The organism is Akkermansia sp. KLE1798, from assembly GCF_001580195.1.
Classification (GTDB): Bacteria; Verrucomicrobiota; Verrucomicrobiia; order Verrucomicrobiales; family Akkermansiaceae; genus Akkermansia; species Akkermansia biwaensis.
This window is the reverse complement of sequence record NZ_KQ971068.1, coordinates 35,027-54,272: the sequence shown is the minus strand read 5'-3', so window position 1 is coordinate 54,272 and position 19,246 is coordinate 35,027. Positions and strand designations below refer to the sequence as shown.

At 54.7% G+C, this 19,246-nt stretch carries 16 protein-coding genes; all 16 read left to right on the top strand.

The features are described 5' to 3' along the window. Positions 1-277: 277 nt before the first annotated feature. The 16 genes from HMPREF3039_RS01850 to HMPREF3039_RS13240 all read left to right on the top strand — a co-directional run bounded on the left by HMPREF3039_RS01850 (position 278) and on the right by HMPREF3039_RS13240 (position 19,238). Positions 278-1,699 (top strand): BACON domain-containing protein, encoded by a 1,422-nt coding sequence (locus HMPREF3039_RS01850; protein WP_067569778.1) that lies wholly within the window; start codon positions 278-280, stop codon positions 1,697-1,699. A 1,097-nt stretch (positions 1,700-2,796) separates the two neighbouring features. Next, the gene (locus HMPREF3039_RS01845; RefSeq protein ID WP_082770068.1) at positions 2,797-3,459 is read left to right on the top strand and encodes a sugar transferase; all 663 of its coding nucleotides are present in this window, start codon (positions 2,797-2,799) and stop codon (positions 3,457-3,459) included. A 51-nt stretch (positions 3,460-3,510) separates the two neighbouring features. After that, positions 3,511-4,302, top strand: coding sequence for a polysaccharide biosynthesis/export family protein (locus tag HMPREF3039_RS01840; RefSeq protein WP_067569822.1), 792 nt, complete (start codon positions 3,511-3,513; stop codon positions 4,300-4,302). A 23-nt stretch (positions 4,303-4,325) separates the two neighbouring features. Further along, on the top strand, positions 4,326-6,668 hold the full coding sequence (locus HMPREF3039_RS01835; protein WP_067569782.1) for a GumC family protein: 2,343 nt from the start codon (positions 4,326-4,328) through the stop codon (positions 6,666-6,668). Positions 6,669-6,803: 135 nt separating this feature from the next. Continuing rightward, positions 6,804-8,300, top strand: coding sequence for an MATE family efflux transporter (locus HMPREF3039_RS01830; protein ID WP_167506714.1), 1,497 nt, complete (start codon positions 6,804-6,806; stop codon positions 8,298-8,300). A 4-nt stretch (positions 8,301-8,304) separates the two neighbouring features. Further along, the gene (locus tag HMPREF3039_RS01825) at positions 8,305-9,165 is read left to right on the top strand and encodes a hypothetical protein (RefSeq protein ID WP_067569786.1); all 861 of its coding nucleotides are present in this window, start codon (positions 8,305-8,307) and stop codon (positions 9,163-9,165) included. A gap of 13 nt (positions 9,166-9,178) precedes the next feature. Further along, positions 9,179-10,165, top strand: coding sequence for a hypothetical protein (locus HMPREF3039_RS14010; protein WP_067569788.1), 987 nt, complete (start codon positions 9,179-9,181; stop codon positions 10,163-10,165). Positions 10,166-10,170: 5 nt separating this feature from the next. Then, the gene (locus tag HMPREF3039_RS01815; RefSeq protein WP_067981850.1) at positions 10,171-11,502 is read left to right on the top strand and encodes a glycosyltransferase family 4 protein; all 1,332 of its coding nucleotides are present in this window, start codon (positions 10,171-10,173) and stop codon (positions 11,500-11,502) included. Continuing rightward, a complete protein-coding gene (locus HMPREF3039_RS01810) occupies positions 11,490-12,155 on the top strand; it encodes an acyltransferase (protein ID WP_067569792.1) in 666 nt (221 codons plus the stop codon). Before HMPREF3039_RS01815 ends, HMPREF3039_RS01810 begins: the two co-directional genes overlap by 13 nt. A gap of 1 nt (position 12,156) precedes the next feature. Continuing rightward, positions 12,157-13,476: a hypothetical protein gene (locus HMPREF3039_RS01805; RefSeq protein WP_067569794.1), complete on the top strand. Its 1,320-nt coding sequence runs from the start codon at positions 12,157-12,159 to the stop codon at positions 13,474-13,476. Continuing rightward, positions 13,473-14,321 (top strand): glycosyltransferase family 2 protein, encoded by an 849-nt coding sequence (locus HMPREF3039_RS01800; RefSeq protein WP_067569796.1) that lies wholly within the window; start codon positions 13,473-13,475, stop codon positions 14,319-14,321. The genes HMPREF3039_RS01805 and HMPREF3039_RS01800 overlap by 4 nt, the downstream gene beginning before the upstream one ends. Further along, positions 14,303-15,163: a hypothetical protein gene (locus HMPREF3039_RS01795; RefSeq protein WP_067569798.1), complete on the top strand. Its 861-nt coding sequence runs from the start codon at positions 14,303-14,305 to the stop codon at positions 15,161-15,163. The genes HMPREF3039_RS01800 and HMPREF3039_RS01795 overlap by 19 nt, the downstream gene beginning before the upstream one ends. A 12-nt stretch (positions 15,164-15,175) precedes the next feature. Further along, on the top strand, positions 15,176-16,276 hold the full coding sequence (locus HMPREF3039_RS01790) for a glycosyltransferase family 4 protein (RefSeq protein WP_167506713.1): 1,101 nt from the start codon (positions 15,176-15,178) through the stop codon (positions 16,274-16,276). Further along, the gene (locus tag HMPREF3039_RS14450; protein ID WP_067569802.1) at positions 16,273-16,839 is read left to right on the top strand and encodes an acyltransferase; all 567 of its coding nucleotides are present in this window, start codon (positions 16,273-16,275) and stop codon (positions 16,837-16,839) included. Before HMPREF3039_RS01790 ends, HMPREF3039_RS14450 begins: the two co-directional genes overlap by 4 nt. Positions 16,840-16,846: 7 nt before the next feature. Beyond that, entirely contained in the window at positions 16,847-18,094 is a 1,248-nt protein-coding gene (locus HMPREF3039_RS01780) for a glycosyltransferase family 4 protein (RefSeq protein ID WP_067569804.1), read from the top strand. Beyond that, the gene (locus HMPREF3039_RS13240) at positions 18,087-19,238 is read left to right on the top strand and encodes a WecB/TagA/CpsF family glycosyltransferase (protein WP_197457872.1); all 1,152 of its coding nucleotides are present in this window, start codon (positions 18,087-18,089) and stop codon (positions 19,236-19,238) included. Before HMPREF3039_RS01780 ends, HMPREF3039_RS13240 begins: the two co-directional genes overlap by 8 nt. Positions 19,239-19,246: the final 8 nt, after the last annotated feature.

Genomic DNA, 19,246 nt, shown 5'->3' with positions numbered 1-19,246 from the left:
ATCAGTTTTTCCTTTCATGCGGAAGGAGGGGGGAATGGTATGAATGTTGAGAGAATGGTGGGGGCCGATGTTTTTTTCAAGTTCGGAGCCACAGTCCCGCTTCACCGGAACGCAAAAGAATTCCTCTTGAACGTGACACATTGGATGTAATTGTTGCGGAAAAGTATCAAAATCATGATAAAGCGTTCATTTCCATTGTTTTATCGTTCAAATTGAAAAGTATTCAGTTAGGGACAAGGATGGATCGGAACCTTTTCATAGATAAACGGAGATAAATATGGATAAAATTACTACCATCAACGGAGTTCTCCTGGCGACTCAGAATGATTTTACCGAGCACGTCGAGAATGCGAATATTCATATCATGGAAGAAGAGCGGACGGCATGGAATGCTAAAGCTGACGCCCATGAATTGGGCTCTAAACTGGATACCGATGTCTTCACTGCCCATGAATCCAATGCGGTGAAGCATGTTTCAACAGAAGAGAGAGAAAAGTGGAACAGGGCGCCGGAAACCGACGCAGCCGGGAATATGGCTCTTGCCGGGAACCTGACCGCTGCGGGAGGTTCGTTTACGGAATCCGTCCATGCCGGCGCAGGAGTAAACATTCCTGTCAGTCCTGTGGCCGATACGGATGCGGCCCGCAAACTGGATTTGTCCCGTCCCCTGTTTTTGCCGGATGGCAATAATAAGGATACCCTGGGCTGGAACCTGTTTGTCCGGAACGGACGCCCGACCACCTATTTCGGTCATTTGGTGAATTTGGATGACCCTGTGCTGATTCTACAGAACTGTGTTCAACAGGGAGACAATTTTGCGGGACACCTTCGGGGAGAATATACCTACACTCTGGATTTGTGCGGTTACAGGATTGACCATCCCGACGGTTCCAGCCGCAATACGAGACCGCAGGGGGTGCATTGCCAGTGGGGAAGGCTGTATAACGCGAATCCCGTGTCTGCCACAGCCAGGCCGGCCAACAGGTACGATACCGCTCTTGCGATAGCTGACAGCTGGAGGGATTACACAGGGGGAAGCCCGATGGTGTGGCCGATTTCCACCGGCGGGGACGGCAAGCAGAGGTTCGGGTTCGTGGCCGGATTCCGGAATAACCTGCTCAACGGGCGCAACCTGGATTATTTGTTCGCTGTTCTGCCCCCGGACTGGGTGAGGCTTATTCTGTATTCTCCCGGTTATGTAGATAATCAGGGTGATCTGGCTAACAAGCAGTGGCATAATAATATCTATTTATTTGCCCAGGACTGCCGGGGTGAGAGTTATTATATTGGCTATGCCATTGATGCCGGCTGGTCGGATTACGCGCTTGCCATGAGCAACCACGGGAGGGACGGCGTGTTGAAAATGACGATATACTCCGGAGACGTTTACGGATTGAGGAACCGGTCCGTCTGCATCCATGAGGGATCAAATATCAGGACGACGGGACGTTATCCCATCAGCCAGAGCCTGTTCAAGCCGGATCGTACGGCACAAGTACTGTCCATATCCATTTCTTTGGAAGATACTTCCTATGAAGTAGTGGACAAGCCGGAGTGGATTGCCGTGTCTGCCGCGGATGGCGGTACTTTGGAATTGGCCTTGACGGCTAATGAGACGGGAGCGGAACGCCTTGGCCTGACTGATCTCAGGATGAGCAATGGAGTAACCTATTCCATTGTGATTTACCAACAGGCCTGACAGATGAGGTCGCCAATACGGATGGGATATTTCCGCCTTCATGATTAAGGGACATTGATTACAGATGCCATGATACCGCAGCCCATCCCGGACGTAGGAAACGCGTCCGGGATGGGCTTCCCTTTTCTGGAATGAAGGAATGGTAGGTCGGGACATTCCATTTGAGATGATTGTGAAGAAGAAGATTTGAAAGCTTGTGATGAAGTGTCATGAGAGCTGCCGCGTCAGCCGGTAATTCCAATAATATGTGGCCGTCTCAGGTCATGGAGGGCTTATCTGCCCATGCCGGGGTGCTTCTCTGTCCATGAAAAACCAGGTTCCGTTTTCCTGGTTTTCAGTTTTTACAGTAGTTGCCCTTTTCAAGCGGCTGAAAGCGGATATTCCGGAGGGAATATGGAATTGTGCCAAGGTTGGACGGTTTCCGCTTCTCCGGCTTTTGTTTCTTTCCTGCGTGAAGAAATATTTGTTATATGTAGATATAACTATTTTTAAATAAATATATTATATTTATTTCCAATGGATTTTTCTCTTTTCTGGATATGCATACATGCCGTTCTCTGCGCCTTTTCAATTCTTTTTCCCTTTTCTTTATTTGAAACTGTAAGTTTTACGAAAACACGGAATTTGATTTTGTAAGTATATAGTAATTTGATTATTAACGTATTGTTTAAATAATTGATTTATTCTGTTAATCATGTTTTTTGGTTAACGGGATTTTTCACAGACAGCACGGCAACCAAATGCCAGAAGAAAGCTCCTGCAAATCCGTAAACTTCAGTTTTCTTATTCTACAAAAGAAAAATAAAGAAAATGGCTCCTGCGGAATGGAGATTGTTCATATAAAGCATTTTTCTGTAAATAGATTGTAAAATTTGCGCGGATTTCAAATTCGCAGTCAATGCAAATTATATAATTTTTATTACGGTTCAGATACTTGTACCTGATATAGAAAAATTTAGATGTATAAAATTTACAGGAGGCGGAGTGATGGTGAAGTTATAATGTTTTTATAATGAACTATTTTTGTTCGTTTTCCATTCGTCCTGTAAAGGACGGATTTGAAATCCGGTAATCTGGGCCCCGGAATTAGTTTGCCTATGTATAAATTTCTTGGAAAACGCGTCTTGGATATCGTTATTTCCTTATGTGCATTGATTTTTATCTCGCCCATTCTGGCGATTATTTCCATAACGCTCCTGATTCATACAGGAAGGTCTCCGTTTTTTTTACAGGTGCGTGTAGGATACCGCGGAAAATTATTCAGGATTGTTAAATTCAAAACAATGACAGATGCCCGCGATTCGGAGGGGCACCTGCTTCCGGATAACCGGAGGTCTTTTCCGCTGGGAACTTTTTTACGCCACTATTCCCTGGATGAACTTCCCCAGTTGTTCAATATCGTCAAGGGGGACATGTCTCTTGTAGGTCCACGGCCATGGATTCCGGAGCAGTTGGCTGTTTTTCCCGAACGCTACCGCACGGAACGCTGCTCCGTCCGCCCCGGATTGACCGGAATGGCCCAGGTGTACGGAAGAAACGGTATTCCGTTCTACAGGCGGTTGTGCTGCGACCTTGTTTATACCCGGAATGTATTTCTGTTCACGGATATCAGGATCGTTTTCCAAACCATTGTCCGGATTATAACCCGCAAGGATGTCCAGCAGTGCAGGGACGCTTTCCGGAATACCACGGGCAGCATCCTGATCAAGAACGATCTTTCCGTGCCCGTGGTGTGTCCGTCAGGACGGGAGGAATCCTGACTTGCCCCTATCCAGTTTAAAACCACACATCATCATACCTGCCTAATGACCATGAATATTCGCACCCTTTTTTCCTCCGGAATTTTCCGGTTGGCTTCCCTGTCGGTTTGTTCCCTGTTGCTGGCTTCCTGCGTCAATCCTAAAGAGGTCCTCTATATCCAGGATATTACGGATGAGACCCACCAAAATATAGTCACCAAATACCAGACGACCATTCAGAAAGACGATCAGCTTTATATTTCCGTCAGCAGCAAGCAACCGGAATTGACCACTCCCTTCATCATGGCGGAAATGGGCAATTCCATTTCCAACACCAGCAATAATTCGCGGCCCAAGGGGTACCTGGTTGACGATGAAGGATACATCGTGCTGCCGGTCATCGGCAGAATGAGGGCGGCCCGGAAGACCTGCTCCCAGCTTGCCAATGATATTTCAGCGAAACTCCGCAGCAGCGATTATATCAAGGACGCTTCCGTCAATGTCCAGATCATGAATTTCAAGTTTTCCGTTCTGGGGGAGGTCAATAATCCCGGCTCCTACCAGGTGGACGGTCAGCGCGTCACCATTTTTGATGCCATCAGCCGGGCGGGAGATTTGAATATTGACGGCAACCGGGACATCGTGCTGATCCGGGAAATGGAACATGACCGGAAGATCGTCAAGCTGGACCTGCGCAGCAAGTCCATTTTTTCCTCTCCTTACTATTACATCCGGCAGAACGACATTATCTATGTCACTCCCTCTGACCGCAAGGTGAACATGAGGAGTGAGAGCGCCCAGTATTATGCATGGGGCCTTTCCGGCCTGTCCCTGATTATTGCCGTCATTGCCATCAGCCTGTAACCAGTTGCATTCGATTTTTCTTCATGTCCATTCCCGTTATACAGCCTGAGGACAACGATATTTTTTCCTTCCGGTTCATTTTTTCCACGGCCAGAAGGTATTGGCTCTGGATTCTGGCGGCCGCTTTGCTGGGCGGAGCCGGGGCTTATTTCATTTTCGCGCGGCAGGGATATTTGTATGAGAAGACCGCCCGCATCATGCTGAGGGACGACAAGCAGAAAAATTCCCAGGTTTCGGAAATCATTCTTTCCGATTTGGGCGTCAGGGCGGGGGAAGCCAATCTTGCGAATGAGAGCTATGTGGTCCAGTCCTCGGAGGTGATGGGGCGCGTCGTGAAGGGATTGGAGCTCGGCGTTTCTTATTGGGAAAAGCGGAATATCCGGAAAGTAGAGCTTTACCATACGACTCCCTTGAAGGTGGAATTTGGGGAAGAAGTGGATTTCCAGCCTTGTTCCCTGGCGGTTACTCCTTTGAACGGCCGGGAATTTTCCCTGTCCTACCGGGAAAAGGGAGGAAGGGAAACCGCTCTTGCTGGAAAATTCGGCATCCCTTTGGAGCTTCCCTTCGCCACGGTAACCGTGCGGACTACGTCCCATTTTTCTTCCGGCAGCATAGGCAGGCCCATTTTCGTGGAACGCCTCTCCGTCAAGGAGGCCTGCGCCCAAATGCTGGGCCGCCTGAGCGTAACGCGGCCGGATTCCAAGGAAAGCAGCCTGCTGGAGCTGACGCTGAGGCTTTCCCATCCGCAGAAGGCGGAAGATGTCCTGAATTATCTTATTGAAGTTTACAATGACCATTCCAGGCGGGAGAAGCAAATCGCATCCACACGGGCGGAGGATTTCATCGTCAAACGCATTGAAAAGCTCGGCGGCCAGCTGGGCGGCGTGGACAAGCAGGTGATTGATTACAAGCGCCACAGCCGCATCGTCAAGGACATGAGCACGACGCTGGAGGCCACCTTCAGCAAGCTGCAGGAAATAGGGACGGAACTTTTTTCCACCAGAACGGAATTGATTCAGGTGAAGGTGCTTGCCGGGTTGCTTGCGGAGGGGGGCCGGGAGCGGGACATGATTCCCGCCAATATAGGAATCCAGGATGCGGGAATTGCCAAGCAGATCGAACTTTTCAATGACAATTTCCTCCAATACAAAAAGTTGAGCGCCAGCGCAGGGAAGCAGAATCCCATGGTTTCATCCCTGGCGGAGAATATGAAGGAAATGCGCGAGTCCATCGTCCGTTCCATCTCCAATTACTGCGATGTCCTGCGCGTGAGGATGGGCGAGCTGGAAAGGGAGCGGGATGAACTCAACCGGGGGTTGTCGGACATGGCTTCCAAGGATGAAGGCCTGGTTCCCCTTCTCCGGGAGCAGAAGGTGATGGAAGAGCTTTACCTGATGTTGTTGAAGAAGAGGGAGGAAAACGCCCTGGCTCTGGCTACCACGGAGCCAAGTGCCCGCATTCTGGAGCCTGCGTTTGGTTCCAATTCTCCGGTAGCGCCCAAACTCCCCCTGATGACGCTGGGCGGCATGGCCGGCGGCGCTTTTCTGTGCCTTCTATCCCTGATGGTGTCGAATGCGTTGAATACCAATGTGAAAGATAAGAATGACCTTGTCGGTTTGGTGAGCCTGCCGCTTGCAGGGGAACTTCCTCTGCTTTCCGGGAAGGAGCGCAAGAAGTTGCCGCTCGTCGTCATAAACAGCCGTTCCTTCATGGAAGAATGTTTTCATATTCTCCGCAATAATACGGAACTTCTGCTACTGCCCAATCCGGAGAAGGCTTCCCGAGTCGTGTTCCTGACCTCGACAAGGACGGGCGAGGGGAAGACGTTTACAGCCTTGAATCTGGCTGCCGCTTATGCGCAGACGGGGAAAAAGGTCCTCCTGATTGACGGAGACCTGCGCAAGGCCAGCCTTTCCGCCTTTTGCGTAGGGAAGAATTCCAGAGGTCTGGCGCATCTGCTGATGAATCCGCTGGCGTCTCCGGATTCCGTCCTGCAATCCGGAGAGAATTTTCCGGGATTCGACATGGTGCCGGCAGGTCCTGTTCCTCCCAATCCGGCCGCCTTGCTGACTCAGGGACGATTTGAAGACCTGATCCGGTACTGGCGCACCCGGTATGACCGCATCATTGTGGACGGCTGCCCGTATGAAGCCGTGGCGGACGCTTCCCTGATGGCCCGCCATGCGGACCTGGTCCTTTATCTCATCAGATGCGGCATGATAGAGAAGCAGTACGTTCCTTCCATCCAGGAAGTGGCGGCCAGGGGGGAATTCCGGTCCGTCGCTCTCATTCTCAATGCCGAGAATTTCAAGAATTCCCGTTTTCATTATTACAGTGAATATTCCGGTTCAGAAACTGCCGGATAATGCGGCTGAACTGATTTCCCCGTTTGGAAAACCTCTTTCCTCAACACCTGTTCCCCAGCATTCCCCCAGGATTTTTTCTTACGCCGTTCCATGAATACCGTCTCCAGAGTAATCAGAAATACAGGTTTTCTGTACATGAAAATGGGCATTACGATGTTCGTTTCCCTGTACACGACGCGCCTGGTCCTGAATGCCCTGGGGGTGGACGACTTCGGCATTTTCGGCATGGTGGCCGGCGTGATTGCCATGCTGGCTTTTCTCAATGCCAGCATGGCGGCGGCTACCCAGCGCTTCATGAGTTACGCCGAAGGGGAGGGGAACCGCGAGAAACAGAGGATCATCTTTAATATCAGCGTAGTCCTCCATCTTGCCATTGCGCTTGTAGTCGCAATCCTGCTGTATGCGGCCGCTCCCTTCCTGTTCGGGCATTTTCTCAATATTCCGGAAGGCCGGATTTTTGCCGCCCGGTGCGTTTACTGGGCCATGATCGCCAGCACGGTGTTCAGTGTTTTGGGCGTTCCTTATGAAGCCATGCTGAACGCCCACGAGAATATGCTGTATTTCGCCGTGATAGGCGTGCTGGAATCTTTTCTGAAACTGGGGGCCGCCCTGCTTGTCGTTCACGTGCTGGCGGACAAGCTGATTCTGTACGGGGTTCTGATGGCCGGGATTTCCATCCTCGCCATGACGGCCATGCTTGTTTATTGCCATAGGAATTATGCGGAGTGCGTGATTGCTCCGCTGCGTTACTGGAAGAAGGGCGTTTTTCGGGAAATGGGCAGCTTCGCGTGCTGGAATTTTACGGTTTCCGCAAGCAGCATGCTGTCGGAATACGGCGTCGGCATCGTTCTGAACCACTTTTTCGGGGTTGCCCTCAATGCGGCGCAGGCTGTCGCCCAGCAGATCAACGGACAAACCATGGCTTTTTCCGGAACCATGCTGAAAGCCCTGAATCCAGTCATTTCAAAAAGCGAGGGCGCGGGCAACCGCCGTCTCATGCTCCGGGCCTCCCTGTCCGGGTGCAAGTTCGCGTATCTGCTCATGGCTGTTTTCGCCATTCCCCTGATTCTGGAAGCTCCGGGGCTGCTCGGCCTGTGGCTTCATTCCGTGCCCGCCTGGGCGGTTCTGTTTTGCAGGCTCCAGCTTGCCCGGACCTTGATGGAACAGCTTTTCCTCAGCCTGGGGTCCGCCATTTATGCGGAAGGAAATATTCGCCTGTACACGCTGGTGAAAACGGGCTCCGGAATTCTTTTCCTGGGCGCCACTTACGGATTCTACAGCCTGGGGTGGCCTCCCTTCATGATGTATGTGGCCGCCATTCTTTTTGTCACGGTGCCCGGAGGCTTGCTGGCCCTTTCCATCTGCGTGCGCCGTCTGGGCCTGAGCCTGCGGGATTTTTCTTTCCGGGTGCTGGTGCCGTGCCTCGTTCCCAGCGGGGCTACGCTTGCCGCGGGCGTGGCCCTGGCCCGGATTTGTCCGCAGAATTCACCTGTTCCGGTATTGTTCCGCACCTGTTTGCTGCTGGGCGCCTTCCTTCTTTTCCTCTGGTTTTTTTCCCTGAACGCCAGGGAACGCGGCACCCTTGTTTTTCTTCTGAAAAGCGTGTGCGGTAAAGTTCAATTTTCCAAATGATTTCATGAATTCCTATTCCATCCTCATCAATACCTGTGATGCCTTTGAAGATTGCTGGGAGCCTTTTTTCAGGCTCTGGTCCCTTTACTGGCCCGGTTGCTCCGCTCCGGTTTACCTGAATACGGAATACAAGACCTACTCCGGTCCGGAAAAGGGCGTCGTTTCCCTGAAGAGCTGTGCCGGGCGGAACATTCCGGTCCGCAGAAGAGCCACATGGAGCCAATGCCTGAAGTGGGCCCTGGAGGCCCTGGAAACGGACACGGTGCTGTACATGCAGGAAGATTATTTTCTGACGGGGCCGGTGGATGGCGAGGCGGTGGAACGGTATGCGGCGCTGATGCGCGCTCATCCGGAGATTCCCTGTATCCAGCTGACGCCCGAAGGAATTCCCGCCCGCGAGCCTTCGCGGTATGAAGGCCTTTTCACCAGTGACCCGGATTATCCCTGGTATGCGTGCTGCCAGGGCGCCCTGTGGAACAGGAAAGCGCTCCTTTCCCTGTTGAGGGAGGCGGAGTCCGCCTGGAAGTTTGAATATTTCGGCAGCCGGAGGGCCAAGTATTCCCGCATGGAGTTTTTGACGGTGGATCCCGCCCTGTTTTCACGGGGGGGATACCAGATTATTCCCTACATTTTCACGGGTATCGTACATGGCAAATGGTACGGACCTGTGGCGGACCTGTTTGAGCGGCACGGCATTTTCATGGATTTTTCCAGGAGGGGTTTTTTTGATCCCGGGGAAAAACGCTCCTGCGCCCAACGGATCAGGAATGCCGCCAGAAACTGGAAGACGTGGCGAAGCCGGCTGGAACTCCGGGCCATGAGGCGCCGGTACCTTGGGGCGGGTGATACCCGCGACGGAAATTGAACAGATACCTGCCATGATTTCACTGATGTATCCGGGTTTGTATTTGCTGCGCCGCCTGTTTGGCCGCTGTTCCGGCAGGGAGGCCCTGCAGCCGCCCCCCTGTGAACTGGATGCGGATGCAGCCTCCGCAATGATCGAGAATCTTCTGCGCTCCGGCCGACCTGCCATGGTGGGGAGGTTTGGCTGCACGGAAATGTCCTGCCTGCATAATTATTTGGAAATTAAAAAACCGGGCCGGAACCCTCTGCATTACGCCACAGGCAGGAGAGACCAATGGTGGTGGAATAAAAATATCATGAGGCAGATGAGGGAATGGTCCGGTTTTTTCCCCGCTGCGCCGGAGTATCTGGCCCGTTTCTGTGAGCTGATGCTCCGCGACATGGAGGAACTGGACATCCTAGGAAGCTGGCTGCCGTACGAATGGGAAGTGATGCCCATGATTCACGGCGTTCCGCGCGTCCGCCTGCTGAATCTGGAGCCTTACTGGTCTTCGCGGCCATGGAGCAGGGCCCTGGAAGGGAAAAAAGTGCTGGTGGTCCATCCCTTTGCGGAAAGCATCATGCGCCAGTATGAAAGGAACAGGAGCAGGATTTTTGAAAATCCGGAGGTTCTGCCTCCCTTTTCCCTGGAGACGCTGGCCGCCGTCCAGAGCATGGGTACGGGGACGGACCGTTTTTCCGACTGGTTTGAAGCCCTTGCGTGGATGAAGGATGAGATAGACCGCCGGGTTTACGATGTCTGCCTCATTGGATGCGGGGCTTACGGTTTTCATCTGGCTGCCCATGTCAAGAGGAGGGGAGGGCAGGCCGTGCATCTGGGAGGGGCGCTTCAACTGCTTTTCGGCCTGCGGGGCAGGCGCTGGGAGGATCCGGCCTATGGAGCGGATCCCGGCGCTCCCAAATACGATTATTTCCGGCTTTTCAACGACGCCTGGATAAGGCCGGGAAGGGCGGAGACGGTAAGCCACGCCAGCCGTGTGGAAGGAGGGTGCTACTGGTGAAGAAGATGAATGACGGAAAAGACGGGATGAAGGTGCTCTGGCTGACCAATATCCTGTTTCCGGAGCCGTGCCGGATGCTTGGACTGCCGGAGCCGGTTCTGGGAGGCTGGATGTATGCGGGCGCGCAGGAACTCATGAAGGCCGTTCCGGATTTAAAGCTGGCCGCGGCCATGTTTTATCCGGGGAACGGGCTGAGGCGTCTGGACGGAGAGTCCATGACCTACTATCTGATTCCCGCCCCTGCCGACATGAACGCCTACAGGAAGGAGCTGGAACCCTTCTTCCGGGAAGCCCGGCACGCATTCGGTCCCGATGTGGTCCATATTCACGGTTCCGAATATCCGCACTCCCTGGCCTGGGTGAACGCCTGCGGTGCGGGGAATACCGCCGTTTCCATCCAGGGGCTGTCTTCCGTCTGCGCCGGGTTTTATCTGGGCGGCATTTCTCGCCGGGAACTCGTGAAATCCGTCACTCTGCGCGACCTGATGCGCCGCGATACCCTTTTTGCCCAGCAGCGGAGGATGAAGGCGCGCGGAAGGTACGAACGGGAACTTTTCAGCAAGGTGGGCCACGTGATCGGACGCACCGCCTGGGACCGGGCGCACGCGTGGGCCATGAATCCGGAGGCCCGGTACCATTTTCTTCATCCTACGCTCAGGGAGCCTTTTTACAGGAGTGAATGGGATGCCGGAGCGTGCGAAAAGCATACGATTTTTCTCAGCCAGTCCCATTACCCCCTGAAAGGGCTGCACAGGGTGGCGGAGGCGCTACCGCTGGTTTTGCGGCATTATCCGGATGCCAGGGTGCATGTGGCAGGGCCGGACATCCTGTCCGTTCCCGCGTGGCGCAGGAATGGGTACGCCCATTATCTGGGAAAACTGATGGAGCGGCTTGGTGTCCGGGACCGTTTCCACTGGCTGGGACGCTTGAGCGCGGAACAAATGTGCAGCCAGTTCAGGAAGGCCCATGTTTTTGTTTGCCCTTCCATGATTGAGAATGAGTCCAATTCCCTGGGGGAGGCGCAGATGGTGGGCACACCCTGCATTGCGGCCTATGCCGGAGGCATGATGGATTCCATTTCCCATGGGGAAACGGGTTTCCTGTACCGGTTTGAAGATGCGGAATTGCTGGCCATGCAGGTGTGCCGGCTGTTCGGGGACATGGATTTGTGCAGGCATGTTTCATCCCGCGGCAGGCGGGCCGCCCTGGCGCGCCATGACCGTTCCGCGAACGCGGAACAACTGAGACGTATTTACAGGGACATTGCCGGAGACGCCGCGAACGGGACGGATGGACGTGAAGGAGGAAGAAAGGAGGACTCTCCATGCAGTTGCTGATTTATCTTGCCAAAAAGGCCGTGCTCCGTTGCTGGGGCGTCTGCGTGCATCCCCTGCACAACATGTATGCCCGGTGGCTCCTGTATTCCAGCAACGCGGTTCACGGTCCCGGACTCTGTTCGTTCGGAATTCCGGACGTCAGGATATCCAGGGGGAGGAGTCATTCCGTGCGGTGCCGCATAGGAAGGGAGTTTACCATGAGAAACGGTTCCCATGGCGTTTCCCGTTCCTCCCAGCGCTGCCTGATTTCCGTGGACCGGGACGGTGTGCTGCGTATCGGGGACCGGGTGGGTATCAGCAATGCCGTGATTATCTGCACGCGGTCGGTCACTATCGGGAACGATGTCAAGGCCGGATTCGGCGTCCATATCATGGACACGGATTTTCATGCATTGGATCCGGAAGCGAGACGGGGGCCGGATGACCTGCTTCAGCGCCGGTCCGCTCCGGTCAGGATTGGGGAGAATGTTTTCATTGGGGCCGGGACCTTTATTTTAAAAGGAGTTTCCATCGGGGACAACGCCGTCATAGGCGCCTGTTCCGTGGTGACGCGTTCCATCCCCGCCGGTGAGATATGGGCGGGGAATCCGGCCCGCCGCATCCGGGGGCGGGAGGAAGTTTGCCCGGTTATGGAAAGGGGCCTTCATGCATAATATGGACATTTCATATCAGGCAGGCGGAGGATGGTCTCTTGATGGAAAATCCCGGCTTCCTTTAAGCATACGGGTCGTGCTCCCCTTTGCCGTCATGGTGAAGGCCATGATCATGCTGTCCATGTATTCGTCTGCGGCGATCCTTCACCCGATCTGTACGGAACAGGCCATTTCCCTTTCCTCCGCCCTCCTGCTGGCCGTGTCCTTTGTGATCATGCGGAAATATTTCCGGCAGGACGCGGCCCCCACCTATCCTCTCTTTTCCATTTATTTCCTGTGGGTATTCATTTGCTGCCTCCGGGGCGTTTTCGCTGTGGACGGCTACTGGTCCGCGAGGGCGCTTGCAACGAACGCCCCCACGCTTTTCATTCCCGTGCTGGTTTACGTGTTCAGCCTGCCGGAAGTCACGCGGCAGGTGCTGTCCGTCTGGTTCCGGATATTCATTCCCGTTTTTTTCCTGTTCATACTCACTCTTAATCCGGATTTTTACGCCTCCCTGCTGAATCCCCTGCTGATGCTGGTGCCGTGGCTGCCCCTGCTGCCCCGGCGGTGGAAGCTGGTGGTGCTGGTCATGGCATGCCTGATGGTATGCATCAGCATGGGGGCAAGGAGCCAGATTTTAAAGGCGCTGGTAGCCTTGTCCCTGCTGGCCTTCTATTGCGGCAGAACTTTGCTCAAGGATTGTTTTTACAGGATGATGCGCCATGTCCTGTTCCTGCTTCCCACCCTGTTTCTCGTCCTTGGTCTGGGCGGCGTCTTCAATGTACTGGACGTCGGCTCCTACACCGGAGTGCCGGGAAGTTCCATGGAAGACGACCTGTTGGCGGATTCCCGGAGCATCGTCTTTGAAGAGGTAGCCACTTCTTCCGTGAAGGACGGCTGCATTTTGCTGGGGCGTACTCCGGCCCAGGGATATGAAACGAATTTCCAGATGTCCCAGGATGAGCGCCAGTCCTACCAGGATCAGAAACGCCGCGCCTGGTGCGAGCCCGTCCTGCTCAACATTTTCGCCTGGACGGGAGTGGCGGGGCTGCTTCTCTACACGGGATTTTACTGGCAGGCCTCCTATCTGGCCATTTACCGTTCCAACAACCGCTGGATGAAGCTGCTGGGGGTGTTTGTGGCTTTCCGGTGGTTGTGGGGATGGCTGGAGGATACCAATTTCAATCTGGATATCATGAACGTCTCCCTGTGGATGATGATCGCCATGTGCTATTCCAGCCGTTTCCGGGCCATGACGGACCGTGAACTTCATGAATGGGTGGGAAGCATCTTCCGCCGTTCTTCCTCCAACCGTGTTTCTTCCGTACATATTCCATGAAAACCGACGATACATCCGGAAAAAAACTCGCGGTCCTGATGACGTGCCACAACCGCAGGGAAAAGACGCTCCGCTGTTTGGCCGCCCTGTTTTCCTGCCGGCCGGAAGCCGGACTGGAGCTTTCCGTGCATCTGGTGGATGACGGTTCTTCCGACGGTACCGGAGACGCCGTGCGGCAGGCCTACCCCTCCGTAGCCGTGATCAGGGGGAACGGTACCCTCTTCTGGAACCGGGGAATGCGGAAAGCGTGGGAGGACGCCCTGAAGAAGGACGCGGATTTCTACCTCTGGCTGAATGACGATACCGTGCTGTATCCGTCGGCCCTTGTCCATTTGCTGGAAGCCTCCCGGCAGATGGAGCACCTGGCCGTCATCTGCGGCTCCACGTGCGGTCCAGGTACGGATGAATGGACTTATGGCGGCATGTCGGAAGGGAAGCCCGTTATTCCGGACGGAACCTTGCAGGAGTGCGCCTTATGCCACGGGAACATTCTGTGGGTGCCGCGGCATGTGGTGGACCGCATCGGCATTCTGGACGGATTCTATCTGCACGCCCTGGGGGATTACGATTATTCCCGGACGGCGCATTCCTGCGGAATACCGCTGCGGGTTGCCCCCTCCTTCCTCGGAACCTGTGCATGGCATGACAAGGCCGTTCCCTGGACGGACCGGGAGGTCCCCCTGAGCCGCAGGCTCCACAATTTGTATTCCCCGCTGGGGAATGCCCAGCCCAGGTATTACTTCCATTATGTCCGGAAACACGAAGGCTTGCCGGCCGCGTGCCGGGCCATGGTGTGCATGCATGTACGAGTTTTTTTCCCCGCCTTATGGACAAAAACGAAATAGACTGGATTTTCCAGATAGATGATGAAGAGGTGCTGGAAACGTACAGGACCCGTGACAATTATCTCATTGAACATTCTCCGGAGGGGGATGGCTCGCGGTGCGCCGTTTATTTCAGCAGCAATGATCTGTATTTTCCCAACAACCGCGCCCGGTTTCATGAACGGGTGACCCGGAGGAATACGTTTGAATGGTTCGGAACCAGGATTCCGGGCTGCGGCAGGCACATCTTCATCCGCGACGTCTTCAAGCAGTGGTACCTGGGCGGCATTAATGCCCGTCTGAATTCCCCGGAGAAAGTGCTGGAATGGCTGAAAGAGGAGACAAAAGGCTGCCGCGTTACGATGATGGGCAGTTCCGCGGGAGGATACGCGGCGGTTCTTTTCGGCTCCCTGCTGCATGCGGAGCGCGTTTTTTCCTTCAATGGTTATTTTGATCTTGCTCCGGAAACGGACATGGAGAATGCCGCCTTGGTCAATCCGCTGCTGGTCCGCTACAGGAACGACGTGCAGCGGGCTCCTTTCTACAGGCTGGCGCCGTTTCTGCGTGAGCGGACTCCCGTTTACTATTTTCATTCCCTGTTTTCCCCCATTGACCGGCGGCAGAGGGAGCTTCTGGGAAATCATCAGGGAGTGCATGTCATTCCCTTCCGCTCCTCCCGCCACGGAATTCCCTTCCTCAAATGCTGTCTGAACCGCATTTTCCAATACTCCGATGAGAAATTGCTGGAGCTGTGCGGCACGGAGCATCATCCCGTGCGGTTTTCCCTTCGTTGTGCGGGCGTTTGGGAAACGGCTGCCGGATTCTCCAGACAGGTGTGGCAATATTACAGGAAAAGGCACTGAACCATGAATGGCATGAAACGGAAACTGATGGTTTTTCATCAATATTTGGCGCCCTACCGCATTGATTTTTTCAATGCGCTGGCCCGGCGTGGCGACATGGAAGCGTTCTTTGAATATGAAGATTCCCCGGATCACCACTACAACAGAAGGGAAATGGAATCCCGGTGCGTTTTCCGGCCCCGGTACCTGAACCATGTTCCGGTTGCCGGGCGGCGCATTCCCTCCGGACTTGCGCGCATTTTGAAGGAAGGGAGGCCGGATTTGGTTCTTGTTCCGGAATTTTCCATTCTGGCCCTGGAAGTATGCCTGCTGCGCGCGGTTTTCCGTTGGAAGTTCCAAATCATCAGCATTTGCGATGACAGCATGGACATGATACGGGGGAACGAACTGTCCCGGCTCCATGCCCTGGCGCGGAAGATGGCCATGCCGATGATCGACGATGTGATTTTACCGGATTCGGAGGCATGCCGCTGGTACAGGGAACACTATGGAAAGGGCATTTTTTTCCCCATTGTCCGGGATGAACAGGCTTTCAGGATGCAGTGCCGCGGGGCGCTTTCCGTCAGCCTTTCCTTGCAGGAAGAATACGCGCTGCACGGCAAAAGGGTGGTCCTGTATGTGGGGCGTCTGGCTCCGGAGAAGAATTTGGAATGCCTGGTCAGAGCGGCCGCGAGTCTGCCGGAGGATACCGTTCTTGTGATTGCGGGATCGGGCAGTCTGAAAGAGGAGCTGCAGCATTTGGCCGCCCATATGCAGGCCAGCGCCATTTTTACCGGCTGGCTGGAAGGGGTGCGCCTGGCGGCCTGGTACAATCTGGCCGATGTCTTTGTTCTTCCCAGCCTGGTGGAACCGTTTGGGGCGGTTGTCAATGATGCGCTGGCTGCCGGCTGTTTTTGCCTGGTTTCCGGGCGCTGCGGTTCCTCCTGCCTGATCCGCCGTGGATGGAACGGGGAATTGTTTGATCCGGAAGACGAAGAGGGGCTGGCCTCTCTTCTCCGGGAAGCCTGCCGGAACCGGGGAGTAAGGCCGTTCTTTCCACACCTGAAGGAATGTCTGATGCCTGCCGGATTCCGGGAATACGTCAACCACCTCATGGAACATATGGATTTATGAATACTTCCGCCAATACCGCCCCGGGCCGGTCCCGTCTGATTCTGTCTCTGCGTTCCCTGGCCAACGGAATGCGCAGTTTCATCCGGTTCCGCGTCTTTCAGCGCTGGATCACCGTGGGGGGAATGACCAGGATCGGAAGCCACGTGCATCTCAATGCCCCGCACAGGAAAATCATTTTCGGGAACCGGGTGCAATTGGGGCCGCATTGCCATGTTTCATGCGATATACGTTTTGGGAACAGCGTCCTGTGCGCGGCCCGCGTCTCGTTCATCGGAAGGAGGGAGCATTCCTTCAGCCTGCCGGGATGCACCATCTGGGATTCTCCCCGGAATTGGGAAGACGGAATGACGGTCATCGGCAATGATGTGTGGATAGGCCATGGGGCTGTTATTCTGGGGGGCGTTTCCGTCGGGGACGGGGCGATTGTCGCGGCTGGGGCCGTAGTGACCGGAGACGTGCCGCCCATGACCATTGCAGGGGGCAATCCGGCCAGGGTCATCCGCCGCTTTGCCACTTCCGCAGAGGAGGAAAGGCACCGGAACTACCTTGATTCACTGAAATGAACAAATCATGATGCAAGTCCTGATCAACGCTTACGCCGTCAACCCGGACTGGGGCAGCGAACCCGGCATGGGGTGGAACTGGGTCATTCATCTGGCCCGGCACTGCAAAGTGCATGTCATTACGGAGGGGGAATGGCGGGAAAACATAGAAAGGGAACTCGTCCGTCTGCCGCAGGCCGGCAATATCATGTTCCATTATCTTCCCGTGCCGGAGAAAGTGCGCCGGATGTGCTGGAATCAGGGGGACTGGCGCTTTTACCATCATTACAGGCGGTGGCAGGAACGGGCGCTTGTTCTGGCGCGGAAAATCATGGAGGAAAACCGTATTGATCTCATTCACCAGTTAAACATGATCGGCTTTCGGGAGCCGGGAATGTTGTGGAAAATCAAGGGAGTTCCCTATGTATGGGGACCGGTGGGCGGCATGGAGAATGCTCCGGTGGCCTATTTGTGGGAAAGCGGCTGGAAGCGGGCGGTACAGGCGGCATTGAAAAACGTGATCAATGCCGCTCAGGCCAGATTCCAGCCTAGGGTGCGGAAAGCCGTGAAGCGGGCTGATGCCGTCCTAGCTTCCGTCCAGGGGGTGAGGGAGATCATGGAACGCTGCCACCGCAGGAAGGTATTCTTAATGAGTGAAACCGGATGTTTTGCCCGGCCGGATGCCGTCCGTCCGGAAAAAAACGGCAAGGAATTCAGGTTGCTGTGGGCGGGACGCATGATCCCGACCAAACAACTGGCCCTGGCATTAAAAACCCTCAGCTATCTCCGAGACTTGCCGGATTTGAAGCTGCATGTCTGCGGAGGAGGGGAGAAAGAGCGGGACTGCCGGAATCTGGCGAAACGGCTGGGTGTGGAGGGAAAGTGCGTGTGGCATGGAATGGTCTCTAATGAGGAAGTCCAGGGATTCATGCGCGGAAGCGATCTGTTTTTTTTCCCGAGTATCATGGAGGCTACCTCCACCGTGCTTGTGGAAGCCTTGATGAACAGGCTGCCCGTGCTCTGTTTTGATACCTGCGGCATGGGGACCATTGTTGATGAAACCGTGGGATGCAAGATACCCCTGTCCCGTCCCGGACAGTCCGCCCGGGACTTTGCGGAACGCATCCGTTTCTTTTTCCACAACAGGAAAATATTGCAGGAGATGGATGGAGCGTTCCGCGCCAAGCAGAGGGAACTGGACTGGAACCGCAAGGCGGAAATAATGGCCGGAATTTATCATGAAATTCTGGAAGGCCGCCGCATTGCCCATGAATGAAAACCGTATGGAGACCTATTTCAGCATAAGATATGAATTTGACAGGGAACGCGTTTTCCAGCGTATGGACGGGGTGCTCCGTTCCGGAGGGAAGGGATACATCTGCGTGGCGGACGGCCATGTACTTTCCGAGGTGCAGCGCAACCGGGAATACCGGAAGGTGCTGGGCGGAGCCCTGCTGACCATTTGCGACAGCGGCTGGGTACCCGTTTATTTGAAATGGCTGCTGCACGCGGACAGGCCCCAGTATTGCGGCGCACAGATTTTCCACGATGCCATCGCTATGAAAAAATACAGAATGATGTTCCTGGGAGGAACTCGCGACACGCTGGACGCTCTGCGCCGGACCCTGGTGCGGGAGGATCCCCGCGTGGAATACATGCCTTTTGAGGAATTGCCTTTCTGCGCTGCGGATGAGTTTGACTATGGGGCCATTGCGGCGCGGATCAATGAATACCTGCCGGACATCATCTGGATTTCACTGGGCGCCCCCAAGCAGGAGGTATTCATGAACAGGCTGTGCCCCCATCTTCAGCGGGGAATTATGGTAGCCGTGGGCGCCGTTTTTCACTTTGCCGCCGGCGGACGCATCAGGAGGGCTCCGGACTGGATGGTGGCCTGCAAACTCGAATTTCTCTACCGCATTTTCAATGAACCGCGAAAGCAAATGAAACGCTGCTGGAAAATCATCTCCGTATTGCCCTGGATTTTTATCCGGGAAAAACAACGGCAAAAAGCCGCCAGACCGGGGGCCTCATCCGGATGGGGAGGAGAGACTCCCCGTTTGCCCTGCACCCTGGTTTCGTGTTTTGGGCAGGTTCCCGGCCATATGGGAGAACTGCTGGAATCATGGGGCAGGGAAAAGGACCGGAAATTCATCATTATCAGTGACGATGCGGGATTCTGGAATCTGCCCTCCAACGCCAGGCTTGTTCCGATGGCTTTTTGCGAACTCCAGCGCCTGGTCAGGATAAAACTGGGAAGGCGGCATAACGTGAAGGCTCCGGAGGACCTTCCGCCGCTTTTGCCGGAATACCCGGTTCTTTTTGAGGACTATGTGGGAACAAACCGGGAATTGGAGGCCATGGCCCTGGAAGGGGGGGCCGGCTCCTCTGAATCAGCAGTTCCGTCCTTCCATCATTAACATTTCCC